The sequence below is a fragment of the Staphylococcus sp. HMSC061G12 genome (genome assembly GCF_001838465.1).
Classification (GTDB): Bacteria; Bacillota; Bacilli; order Staphylococcales; family Staphylococcaceae; genus Staphylococcus; species Staphylococcus simulans.
Genome location: NZ_KV837057.1, coordinates 39,902 through 52,836, shown reverse-complemented (window position 1 = coordinate 52,836; position 12,935 = coordinate 39,902). Strand labels below are relative to the sequence as shown.

13 protein-coding genes are annotated in these 12,935 nt (G+C 33.8%); all 13 read left to right on the top strand.

The features are described from left to right. Complete coding sequence (locus HMPREF2937_RS04665) at positions 1-1,248, top strand: tetratricopeptide repeat protein (RefSeq protein WP_070848722.1); 1,248 nt, start codon at positions 1-3, stop codon at positions 1,246-1,248. Positions 1,249-1,265: 17 nt separating this feature from the next. After that, positions 1,266-1,823 (top strand): YpiB family protein, encoded by a 558-nt coding sequence (locus HMPREF2937_RS04660; RefSeq protein ID WP_070864121.1) that lies wholly within the window; start codon positions 1,266-1,268, stop codon positions 1,821-1,823. 5 nt (positions 1,824-1,828) lie between these two features. Next, a complete protein-coding gene (locus HMPREF2937_RS04655; RefSeq protein WP_002480966.1) occupies positions 1,829-2,443 on the top strand; it encodes a DUF1405 domain-containing protein in 615 nt (204 codons plus the stop codon). Positions 2,444-2,484: 41 nt separating this feature from the next. Beyond that, positions 2,485-3,165 (top strand): zinc metallopeptidase, encoded by a 681-nt coding sequence (locus tag HMPREF2937_RS04650; protein ID WP_096754697.1) that lies wholly within the window; start codon positions 2,485-2,487, stop codon positions 3,163-3,165. 124 nt (positions 3,166-3,289) lie between these two features. Continuing rightward, positions 3,290-3,607, top strand: coding sequence for a nucleotide pyrophosphohydrolase (locus tag HMPREF2937_RS04645; RefSeq protein ID WP_002480964.1), 318 nt, complete (start codon positions 3,290-3,292; stop codon positions 3,605-3,607). A gap of 35 nt (positions 3,608-3,642) precedes the next feature. After that, positions 3,643-4,773 carry an N-acetyl-alpha-D-glucosaminyl L-malate synthase BshA gene (gene bshA / locus HMPREF2937_RS04640; protein ID WP_070864120.1) on the top strand — a complete coding sequence of 377 codons (1,131 nt, stop codon included), beginning with the start codon at positions 3,643-3,645 and terminating at the stop codon, positions 4,771-4,773. Then, positions 4,766-5,965, top strand: coding sequence for a CCA tRNA nucleotidyltransferase (locus HMPREF2937_RS04635; RefSeq protein WP_070864119.1), 1,200 nt, complete (start codon positions 4,766-4,768; stop codon positions 5,963-5,965). The genes bshA and HMPREF2937_RS04635 overlap by 8 nt, the downstream gene beginning before the upstream one ends. Next, positions 5,958-6,929: a biotin--[acetyl-CoA-carboxylase] ligase gene (locus HMPREF2937_RS04630; RefSeq protein ID WP_023015197.1), complete on the top strand. Its 972-nt coding sequence runs from the start codon at positions 5,958-5,960 to the stop codon at positions 6,927-6,929. The genes HMPREF2937_RS04635 and HMPREF2937_RS04630 overlap by 8 nt, the downstream gene beginning before the upstream one ends. 15 nt (positions 6,930-6,944) lie before the next feature. Next, complete coding sequence (locus HMPREF2937_RS04625) at positions 6,945-9,635, top strand: helicase C-terminal domain-containing protein (protein WP_070864118.1); 2,691 nt, start codon at positions 6,945-6,947, stop codon at positions 9,633-9,635. 152 nt (positions 9,636-9,787) lie between these two features. Next, entirely contained in the window at positions 9,788-11,080 is a 1,293-nt protein-coding gene (asnS, locus tag HMPREF2937_RS04620; RefSeq protein WP_060804294.1) for an asparagine--tRNA ligase, read from the top strand. A gap of 102 nt (positions 11,081-11,182) precedes the next feature. Then, entirely contained in the window at positions 11,183-11,860 is a 678-nt protein-coding gene (locus HMPREF2937_RS04615) for a DnaD domain-containing protein (RefSeq protein ID WP_002480958.1), read from the top strand. Beyond that, the gene (gene nth, locus HMPREF2937_RS04610) at positions 11,860-12,528 is read left to right on the top strand and encodes an endonuclease III (protein ID WP_002480957.1); all 669 of its coding nucleotides are present in this window, start codon (positions 11,860-11,862) and stop codon (positions 12,526-12,528) included. Before HMPREF2937_RS04615 ends, nth begins: the two co-directional genes overlap by 1 nt. An 11-nt stretch (positions 12,529-12,539) precedes the next feature. Beyond that, a complete protein-coding gene (locus HMPREF2937_RS04605) occupies positions 12,540-12,872 on the top strand; it encodes a YpoC family protein (RefSeq protein ID WP_002480956.1) in 333 nt (110 codons plus the stop codon). The last annotated feature ends 63 nt before the right edge of the window (positions 12,873-12,935 follow it).

The window sequence follows — 12,935 nt, the reverse complement described above, 5'->3', positions numbered from 1 at the left end:
ATGGAAGATACACAAAAATTAATTGATGATATTCATCTGCAAAAAATAGATAACTTAGACAGCAGAGTTGAGCAAGCAATTTCAACAGCTGATGACGATACATTATTCATGTTAGGAGAAACACTCTATAACTATGGTTTAACTCCTCAAGGTTTAGAAGTATTCAGAGCCTTATACAATAAATATCCAAACGAACCAGAATTATTGATTTATTTCATTGATGGATTGATTTCTGAGGATAAGACAGATGAAGCTTTAGAATATTTGAGCCAAGCAGACCTGAGTACAGAACGTTTAATGTTAGAAGCAGATTTATATCAACAAATTAATATGCTTGAAGTAGCCATTGATAAAGTCCAAGAAGCGATTGAGTTAGAACCGAATGATCCCGTTCTGCATTTCGCTCTTGCTGAATTGATGTACTTCGATGGGCAATATTTACGTGCGTCTGCAGAATATGAAACAGTTCTAGAAACTGGTGAATATATGGTAAACGGGGTCAACTTGTATGCGCGACTTGCAGATAGTGCTTTACAAAGCGGTAACTATGACGATGCAATTAAATTATATGACGACATTCATGAGCAAGACATGACCCCAGAAGACTATATGAAGAAAGCATTAGCATATGAAAAAAATGAATTAGTTCAAGAAGCCATTAAAATTATGAGCACATTAATGGAAAAAGACCCTGATTACATTCAAGGCTATTTTTATCTCCAACAGCTTTATTTACATCAAAGAGATTATAAGTCAGCCATTGAAGTCGGTCACGAAGGTTTACGACTTAATGCTTTCTACAAAGAGCTAATGTTATCAACAGGTAAACTCGAATTAGATCAAGGAGATGCTGAAAAAGGGGTAAAACTCTTACTTAACGCATTAGAAGTAGATAATGCTTATCAAGAACCTTTAATTGAACTTAGCAGCTATTATCGCACTAAAGAAGATAATGAATCGATTATCGCGCTCTTACAATATGCGAGCGAAGACGATTTAGATCCTCGCTTTATGTGGAACTTAGCTTATGCGTTAGGAGCAGAAGAACGTGATAAAGAAGCGCAGCATTTCTTCGATCTCGCTTATCCTACATTTGAAAATAATCCTGATTTCTTAGGAGATTATTACTTCTTCTTAATTGAAACAGGACAAATTGCACAAGCTAAACAATTATTACCTAAATTATTAGAACTTGATCCAAACAATGATGAATGGCAACAAGAAGCTGAACGACTGCAATACGATTAAGGTGTTGGTGAATTTTAATGAGAGATTATGAAAGTTTAAATCTGCAGAAGAAAAACTTGATTGATTATTTACTCTTTCAATATGAATTTAAATCTAGGATCAGCGTTTGGGTATTGAATTTAATCAAGTCTGATATTCAGCGTTTAGAGAGCGTATATTTTGTAGATGAACCATTATCACATCGTAATACACTTGAACTTGCGGTGAATGAAACCTCAAGTATTGGAATTAAACTGACGCTTGATCAGAAGCAGTATCATAATACCAATGAAATCTTCTGTCTTATCGCATACGATAAGCCTGTGTTGGATATCAAAATTCATATCCCTAAAAGAGATATACGTATTGATGAAATTTTATTAGCACAATTGTTAACTTCACCAGAATATACGTCTCATTTGAGCGATCTGCATGCGGTCACAACGACACCGCAGGCTGAATTATCATTGATTCACCGTCTACAAAATACAATAGATTTAAGCTTGCAAATCAATGATCCTGAATACTTCTATCGACTGTCTCACTTATTAAATACGATTAAAGCGAAATCTTATAATTTCCCAACAAAGGAATGAAAGCGATGAGTATCTTGCAGTGGTGGAGATGGGCGTTATATGCACGCCCATTTCTTTTATTAGTTTTAGTTTGTAATATTTTAGGTACAATTTACGGTTACATATGGTATGGCAGTCAGTTAAAAGAAGCTGCATGGTATTATTGGATATTTATTCCAGATAGTCCCACAGCTTCGCTCTTTTTGTGTATTGCCATTTTGTTGTTCTTATTGAATAAACAGTGTTCTATCATAGAAGCATTAGCATTTATGACGCTCATCAAGTATGGTGTATGGGCTGTTATCATGAATTTGATTTTATTTTATCAATACGATGAAATTACAATCAGCGGGATGATGTTATTAGTGTCACATGGCATCATGGCATTTGAGGCCATATTATTTTATCCACGCTTCAAAATCACTTTAGGTGCAGGTCTCATTGCGATTATTTGGATATTCCATAATGACTTAATAGACTATGTCTTTATGCAGTTTCCATACTATCCGTTTATCGATACGCATTTAGAACTTGTTGCATATATTGCGTTTATATTAAGTACGCTATGCATCATTTTATATTTTTATTTAAAACCTTTGATACGACGCAAATTAATTGACCAAAGTTTACGTTCTCAGTAAAATAATGTTATAAAGGAGTGAGCATTTTGTCTTTAGTAAGTATGATAATTTATTTTGCAATATTAATGATTTTGCCGCTTTGGGCACAACATAAAGTTAAATCTAACTACGAAAAATATTCACAAGTCAGATCGACAAGTGGTAAAACTGGACGAGAAGTGGCTGAAGAAATATTACACGCCAATGGTATCAATGATGTTGAAGTACTAGAAGGTCAAGGTTTCTTATCAGACCACTATGACCCGACTAAAAAAGTAATTCGTTTATCTCCTGCGAACTACAATCGTCCAAGTGTTGCTGCAACAGCGATTGCGGCACACGAAGTAGGGCATGCGATTCAAGACGCTCAAGGTTATTTCTACTTGAGATTCAGACACGCATTGTTCCCATTAGCTAATATCGGTAGCAGCTTGTCATACATTTTAATTATGGCAGGTATCGTATTAACTTCGATGCAAATGGCAATCGGTTCTACAGCGTTATGGATTGGGATTTTCTTAATGGCATTTGCAGTTTTATTCTCAATCATCACATTACCTGTAGAATTTGATGCAAGTAAACGTGCGATGAATAATATCAAATCATTGCATATCGTTAATGACAAAGAATATAAACATGCACGCAAAGTATTGAGTGCTGCAGCAATGACATATGTAGCTTCAACAGCTGTTGCAGTTGCAGAATTATTAAGATTTATCTTAATTGCACGCTCAAGCGATTAATTTAATAAAGTAATGAAACCTTGCTCTCGCAGCAAGGTTTTTTATTTTGTTGAGATTGCACTTAAAATGCATAATAAAAAAATATAAGATATACTAGGAGTTAAGATGTAAGGAGATGAAATGCATGAAAACTATGTCAGAAATGCAAAAAGAAGTCGATGCATATATCGGCCAATTTAAAGCTGGTTATTTCTCACCCCTTGCGAATTTAGCACGTTTAACAGAAGAAGTCGGGGAACTTGCTAGAGAAATCAACCATGTATATGGAGAAAAGAAAAAGAAAGATACTGAAGAGGAAAATACGATTAAAGCTGAACTCGGAGACAACCTGTTCGTTTTATTATGTATCGCAAATTCTTTAGATATCGATATGACCGAAAGTTTTGATGAAACAATGCATAAATTTAATACACGAGATAAAGATCGTTTTGAACGTAAATAAAACTATATAGAGAGATAAAGGAGAGTCGGTTTGAAATGAAGATAGGAATTACATGTTATCCTTCTATGGGAGGTTCAGGTATTATCGCAACTGAACTTGGGATAACACTTGCTGAAAGAGGGCATGATGTCCACTTTATCACTTCAAACTTACCGTTTCGTATTAGAAAACCACTTCCAAATATTACTTTCCACCAAGTAGAAGTAAACCAATATGCAGTTTTTCAATATCCACCTTATGATATCAGTTTAAGTACAAAAATCGCATCTGTAATTCGTGAATATGATTTAGATATCCTACATATGCATTATGCAGTGCCTCATGCGATTTGCGGCATATTAGGACGTCAAATGTCTGGTAAAGACGTCAAAATCATGACGACTTTGCATGGTACAGATATTACAGTGCTTGGTTTTGATCATTCTCTTAAAGATGCGATTAAATTCGGTATTGAAAATAGTGACGTTGTAACAAGTGTAAGTAAATCATTAGCACATCAAACGCAAGAAATCATCGGTACTGATAAAAAAATCATACCGATTTATAACTTTGTCAGAGAAATTGATTTTCCGACAAAACGAAACGATGCATTGAAAAAAGTTTATGGTATCAAACCTGATGAGAAAGTATTGATTCATGTTTCGAACTTTAGACAAGTCAAACGTATTGATACGATTATTGAGACTTTCAAAAAAGTGCATGATCAAATACCATCGAAATTACTATTACTAGGTGATGGACCAGAGTTAATGGAAATGAAACGTTTAGTACGTGAACTAGATATTGAAGATGATGTCATGTTTTTAGGAAAACAAGAATTTGTAAATCAATTTTATCAAATGTCTGATTTAGTACTCTTGTTAAGTGAAAAGGAAAGTTTTGGTTTAACTTTATTAGAAGCGATGAAAACAGGTGTTGTACCCATCGGTTCAACGGCTGGCGGTATTAAAGAAGTGATTAAACATGAAGAAACAGGCTTTATTGTTGATATTGGAGATAGCGATAAAGCGAGTGAATATGCGATTAAGTTATTAACGGATGATACGTTGTATCAACGTGTTCGCGAACAAATGCTGAAAGATGTGACAGAACGTTTCAACTCTGAGTTAATCGCAGATCAATATGAATATTATTACAACCAAATGTTAGAGGAAAATCATGAATAAAGACTTATTTTTAAAAGCTGCACCTATTTTAAACCAAATACAAGAGAATGGATTTGAAGCCTATTATATTGGTGGATCGGTACGTGATTATTTAATGAACCGTCCTATTCACGATATTGATATTACTACTAGCGCTTCTACCGATGAAATCGAATCCATATTTGATCATACGATCCCAATTGGTAAACAACATGGAACGATTAACGTGGTTTATCGAAATGAAAATTATGAAGTAACCACATATCGTGCCGAAGGTGAATACAAAGACCATAGACGGCCAGATGAAGTTTATTTTGTACGTGATTTATATAAAGATGTAGAGCGTAGAGACTTCACAATGAATGCGATTGCGATGGATACTGATTTTACCATTAGAGACTATTTCGGCGGATATGAAGATATTAAACAAAAACGAATTGTTACAGTAGGGCCTGCAGAAGAGCGTTTTACTGAAGATGCTTTGCGCATACTACGAGGCTTACGCTTTAAATCGCAATTAGGGTTTGACATAGAAGATGCCACATACAATGCGATGAAAAACCGTATGGCTGATACTGCCTATTTGTCCATCGAAAGAATCATAGTAGAGTTAACGAAACTACTAAATGGTAAAGATGTCGCACACGTTTATCCATTATTACTTGAACTGAATTTCTTTGATTATGTGCCATTTTTCAAAAATTATAAGATGTCACACATTCATATTTGCGAACCAATTTCATTAGAATTAATGCTTGCGGTAATGATGTTTAAACAACCTGAAAATAATGGTGCTTTAGCAAAACTAAAAATTAGTAACGATATGAAAAAGAAGGTAAAAATGTATTGTAGTATTTTTGAAAAGCTAGAAACACTTTCAGATAAAAAAGCATTGCGTCTTTTAGTTTACGACTACGGCTTGCCTGTATTATCTTATATATTGTCGATGCATGAAACACTGAATGAAAACAGGATTTATTTAGGTCATCCTTTAATAATAAATCAAGAATCAATTAAAGAGATTGACAAGGACTTAGTGATTTCTAAAAGAAGTGATATCGCTATCAATGGTAAAATCATATTAGAAACATTAAATCGAAAAGGCGGCCCATGGTTAAAAGATATACTAAGAAAAATAGAATGCGCGATTATCAATCATGAGTTGCAAAATGAACAAAGTGAAATCATAAAATGGGTGAAAGCAAATGTCTAAATATAGTCAAGATGTCGTTAAAATGTTATATGATAATCAACCAGAATATATATCCGGTCAAATGATAGCAGAACAGTTACAAATTTCGAGAACTGCTGTTAAAAAAATTATAGATCAATTAAAAGCAGAAGGGTGTGTTATTCACTCTGTTAATCATAGAGGCCATCAATTAGAACAGCTTGCGGATACTTGGTATCCTGGAATTGTAGAGCAAATTGTGGATGCACAAGGTTTTTTCGATGATGTCTATGTTTATGATACGATTGATTCGACACAGCTTGCTGCGAAACAAAAAATGGTTGGCCATCAAAACGCAATGTTAGTGTTGAGTAATGAACAAACGAAAGGGCGTGGCCGTTTCAACCGTTTTTGGGACTCAGCAAAAGGGAAAGGTCTATGGATGAGTGCAGTATTTCGTCCTAAAGTTCCTTTTTCTTTAATCACTACATTTAATTTATTTATGGCTTTAGCAATTCGCGAATCTATCCAACCATTTTCAAACGATAAAGTTGAAATCAAATGGCCGAATGATATTTATATCGGTTCGAAAAAAGTATGTGGTTTTTTAACGGAAATGTCCGCAAACAGTGATGGTATAGAAGCTGTTATATGTGGTATCGGTATCAATATGAATCAACATGCAGACGAATTCCCAGAAGAGATTGCACATCGTGCCACAAGCATTTTTGAACATGCCGATCAAAAAGTAGACCGTTATGCATTTTTAGATACATTATTAAAAAATATGAAAAAACGTTATATTCAATTCTTAACCGTACCATTTGAATCTATTAGAGACGAATATAGAACACACTCGAATATCTGGCATAGAACATTGAAATTCACAGAAAACGATGAACAGTTCAGTGGTCAAGCGATAGATATCGATAAAGATGGTTTCTTATTAGTCGTAGATGAAGCAGGTACAAACCACCGTTTAATGAGTGCAGATATAGATTTATAGAAAGGAGGCGATCGTGTGAGTCAAACTACTTATGCAGTGGTAGATTTAGAAACGACAGGTAACCAGAAGGATTATGATGAAATCATCCAAATCGGTATTACATTTGTACGTAATTATGAAATTGTCGGCTCATACCACTCTTTAATAAAGACAGACTTAGAAATTCCGCCTTTCATTCAGGCACTCACGTCAATCGAAGACGCTATGTTAACACAAGCGCCATACTTTCATGAAATTGCAGATGAAGTTTATGAAGTCTTGAAGGATTGTGTGTTTGTTGCACATAATGTCTCTTTTGATTTGAACTTCTTAAAAAATGCATTTAGAAAATGTAATATTACTTATCACCCTAGAAAAACGATTGATACTGTAGAATTGTTTAAAATTGCATTTCCAACGGATAAAAGCTATCAGCTAAGTGAATTAGCAGAAAATCATAATATTCCACTGAATAATGCTCATCGCGCTGATGAAGATGCGGCTACTACAGCAAAATTAATGGTTAAAGCTTTTAATGTATTGAACGCATTACCGACTGATACATTGAAACAACTTTATTACTTAAGCAAAGATTTAAAATATCAGTTACATGATGTATTGTTTGAAATGGTTAGACATCATGGCGATCAGCCATTAGATAATCAATACGCTCAATTTGAACAAATCATATACAGAAAACAAGTCGATTTCAAAGCACCTTCCATTGATTTTGAAGGTTCAACTGAAGACTTTTATAAAAAGGTCATTGACGCTTTAGGGTTCATATATCGACCAAAGCAACTTTATTTAACAGAAATTATTTTAGATCAACTCATGCATAATGATAAAGCATTGATTGAAGCACCCTTAGGTTCAGGTAAATCTATTGCGTATTTAATTGCAGCACTGATGTATAATATTGAAACTAAACAACATGTCATGATTTCAACAAATACTAAGTTATTGCAAAATCAGTTATTAGAATATGAAATACCTACGTTGGAAAAAGTGCTTGGTTACCGTATCAATGCGGCGATTATCAAAAGTAAACGTGAATATATTTCTTTAGGACTCATCAGTCAAATCCTTAAAGACGAAACACAAAACTACGATGTAACTTTGCTTAAAATGCAGTTATTGATATGGATTACCCACACAGAAACAGGGGACATTCAAGAGCTTAATCTTAAAGGCGGACAAAAGATGTATTTAGAGCAAAAAGCTGAAACTTATGTACCGGTCCGTCATGATATTCATTACTATAATTTCTTAAAACGTAATGCACAAAATATCCAAATTGGTATAACAAATCATGCGCATTTAATACATGCTTCTCAAGAAAATAGTATTTATCAATTGTTTGAAGACTGTATTATCGATGAAGCACATCGCTTACCAGATTATGCATTAGACCAAGTCACAAATGAACTCAGCTATTCAGATATTAAATATCAACTAGGTTTAATCGGTAAGACAGAAAATGAAAAACTATTAAAGTCAGTAGATCGTCTTGAACAAAAACGTATCTTAGAAAGATTAGATATTCCACCGATTGATGTTTTTGGACTTAAAACCGCAGTAAATGATATTCATGAATTGAATGAACAATTATTTACGACCATCTTCGATATTATCCATGACTCTACGATTCATGATGATGATAATCATAAGATTCATTTTGTAAATCAATTTGATAAAGCACCGATATTAAAAGATATCCATGAGATTATCCATAAATTGAACTTAACGTTAGAATACTTTAATGGCATGAGTCATAAAACTATCAAATCAATTCGTAAACATTTACTGTACATCAATGACCACTTCCGTGCGATTGAACAAAGTTTAAAAGCAGATCACACATGCTTTTTATCCATTAAAAATTTAGAACAGAAATCAACGATTACGATTTATGTGAAGGATTATAAGGTGAAAGATATACTTTCACATCAAATTTTAGACAAGTTTAATGCCTTAACTTTTATTTCAGGCACGTTAACTTTTAATGGATCCTTTGAAGCTTATAAAAAGTGGTTCAACCAAGATGCTGAATTCAACACGTATATTATTGACGATGTAGTTGATAACCAAAATAAAGCAACTATCTTTATTCCAAATGATGTTGAGCCTTATCATTATCGTGATGTAGAAAAATATGAGCACGCGATTGTCAGTTATATTACTGAATATGTAAATATGACTGAATCTAAATGTTTAGTGCTCTTTACAAGTTACAAAATGATGTATCATGTTCAAGAATTATTAAATGACTTACCTGATTTTGAAGATTACATTATCTTGTCACAGCAAAACAATAGTCAAAACTATAAAATAGCGCAACAATTCAACAGCTTTGATAAAGCAATCTTATTAGGAACAGGAACATTCTTTGAAGGCTTTGATTTTCAAGGTGACGGCATTAAATGTGTCATGATTGCAAAACTGCCGTTTATGAATCAGAACAATACGAAATACTGGTTGATGGATTCAGAGTTTGTCTCCACGTTTAAAGACTATGTGCTGCCTGATGCAGTCATTCGTTTCAGACAAGGATTAGGGCGTTTAATTCGAAACGAAAATGATAAAGGCATCATTGTTTCCTTTGATGACCGCTTAATCAAAAGTAATTATCAGCATTTCTTTATGCATACGTTAAAAGCATTCAATCAGCAAATCGGTAATCTGCAAAAGTTCAGTAAAATATTAAAGCGATTAACCGCACAATAGAGTTTATCAACTAGAAGAAAACGCATTTATTTGATAAAATATATACGGGTTAAAAGTTAATCAAATGCTCAAAGCAACTTGATAAAATTAGAAGTTTCGAGCAATCATTAATTCTCTAATAAATGTCAAAAAGAAGTATAGGAGTTTGAATAATGAAGACTACAATCAAAGAAGCAAAGAACTACATTGGTCAAGAAGTCACAATTGGCGCTTGGCTTCAAAACAAACGTTCTAGCGGTAAAATTGCATTCTTGCAATTACGTGATGGAACTGGATTCATGCAAGGTGTCGTAGTGAAATCTGAAGTAGATGAAGAAACATTTGCGACAGCTAAAAACTTAAATCAAGAATCATCAATGTACATTACAGGTACAATTACAGAAGATAATCGTTCAGATTTAGGTTATGAAATGCAAGTTAAATCTATTGAAATTATTCATGAAGCACATGATTATCCAATTACACCAAAAAATCACGGTACAGAATTCTTAATGGATCACCGTCATTTATGGTTACGTTCTAAAAAACAACATGCAGTGATGAAAATCCGTAATGAAATTATTCGTGCAACATACGAATTCTTCCACGATAACGGATACGTTAAAATTGATCCACCAATTTTAACAGCAAGTGCACCAGAAGGTACAAGTGAATTATTCCACACTAAATATTTCGATGAAGATGCCTTCTTATCACAAAGTGGTCAGCTTTATTTAGAAGCAGCAGCAATGGCATATGGTAAAGTTTTCTCATTCGGTCCGACATTCCGTGCTGAGAAATCTAAAACACGCCGTCATTTAATCGAATTCTGGATGATTGAAGGCGAAATGGCTTTCTATAACCACGACGACAGTTTAGAAGCACAAGAGCAATACGTTGCTCATGTTGTTCAATCTGTACTTAAGAATTGCGCCTTAGAACTTAAAATCTTAGACAGAGACACTTCTAAACTTGAGAAAGTTAAAACACCATTCCCACGTATCACATATGATGATGCAATCGAATACTTAAAACAAGAAGGATTTGATGACATCGAGTGGGGTGAAGACTTTGGTGCACCGCATGAAACAGCGATCGCAAACCATTATGATTTACCAGTATTTATCACAAATTATCCTACAAAAATCAAACCATTCTATATGCAGCCAAATCCAGACAATGAAGACACAGTCTTATGTGCTGACTTAATCGCACCTGAAGGTTATGGTGAAATTATCGGCGGCTCTGAACGTATTAATGACTTAGAATTATTAGAGTCACGTATCGAAGAACATGGTTTAGATAAAGAAAGCTATGAGTACTATTTAGACTTACGTCGTTATGGTTCAGTACCTCACAGCGGCTTCGGTTTAGGTTTAGAAAGAACAGTGGCATGGATTTCTGGCGTAGAACACGTTAGAGAAACAGCACCATTCCCACGCTTATTAAACCGTTTATATCCATAAACAATTCTATGATTTAAATGAAAAATAAATGGGTCCAGTCATGTGTGTAAACGATGACTGGACCATTTCAATAGGTAAAATATCAAAAAAAGGAGGGTCACTTTGGATATAGAATTACTTAGAAAACGCCCCGTTGTTATTAGAAGAGAATTACTCGATCACTATGCTGACATGGGATTATCAGAAACTGATTTAATCATCTTATTAAAATTAATTTATGAATATGAGCATTCAAATAAACAACCTTCTATTTCATATCTTAGTAAAGGTACAACGATGAAGGAACGCGAAGTGACAGGTGTTATTCAGCGTCTAATTCAATTAGATTTATTAGATTTAACAGTACAAAAAGATGAAGAAGGACGTTTTGCTGAATTTATGAATCTAGATGGTTTTTATCAATCTTTCAGTAAAATTTTAAAATCCCAAGAAACACAACAACGTGAAATGAATAACCAAGAGTCCTTTAAGTCATTATTCCAAATGATTGAAAGCGCATTTGGCCGTCCTTTATCACCCATTGAAATTGATACATTAAATCAGTGGATTGACGTTGATCACCATGATATTTCAGTGATTCAAGCTGCGGTGAATGAAGCATTGAGTCAAGAAAAAATGAGCTTTAAATACATTGATAGAATCCTATTAAATTGGAAGAAAAACAACGTTAAAACAGTGGAGGACTCTAAAAAGATCAGTAGTCAATACCATACACCGCAAATGAAACATACAGTCAAAAGCATTCCAAAATTTGACTGGTTGAATCAGGAGGAATCATAATGTTAAGTAAGAAAAAAGCATTAAGTATGATAGATGTCATTGATGAAATGTTTCCAGATGCAGAATGTGAGCTTAAACATGATAATCCATTTGAATTAACCATTGCGGTGTTGCTATCTGCACAGTGTACAGACGTATTAGTTAATAAAGTAACACGTGAGTTATTTAAAAAGTATAAAACACCACAAGATTATTTGGATGTCAGTTTAGAAGAACTGGAACAAGATATTCGCTCAATCGGGTTATATCGTAATAAAGCGAAAAACATTCAAAAGCTATGCCGATCACTTATCGATAAATTTGATGGCAAAATACCTAATAATCGTACAGATTTAGAAAGTCTTGCAGGTGTTGGTCGAAAAACTGCGAATGTTGTATTAAGTGTCGCATTCGGTGTCCCAGCGTTAGCAGTTGATACACATGTAGAACGTGTTTCTAAAAGATTAGGTATTAATAGATGGAAAGACAGCGTCAAAGAGGTAGAAGAGCGCCTGTGTTCAATTATTCCAAAAGAAAGATGGAATCAAAGTCATCATCAACTGATCTTCTTTGGACGTTATCACTGTTTAGCACGTGCACCGAAATGTGATATTTGTCCTTTATTCGATGATTGTAGAGAAGGGCAGAAACGATATCGTGAAAAACTAAGAAAAGAAGCTAAAGCATAAGAGGTGATTTTTTGATTACAAAATCTGATTTTGAAGCTTTAGAAGCCCAAATTGATGTCTTTGCGAAAAAGAAACAATTAACATCAGACCAAGGAAAAGCGTTACTTGATGAATATTTAACTTTAATCGAACACTATTTTTGTCAGATTAACAATGTTGAAACAATTGATTACGATAAATTAGAAACTTATCCAGTTGTGCCCATTAATTTCCAAGAACGATTTGATTATATTCATCAACGAAAACATCATTTTATGGGTTATCGTCAGATGAAAACACTCATCAGTGAACTCATTAAAATGAACGCAGCGTATAAAGCAAGACAAGCACATCAAAAACGCTAATAATTTAAATGAAAATGATAAAAGACATGTATGAATTTCTTGTTCAAACATGTCTTTTCATAT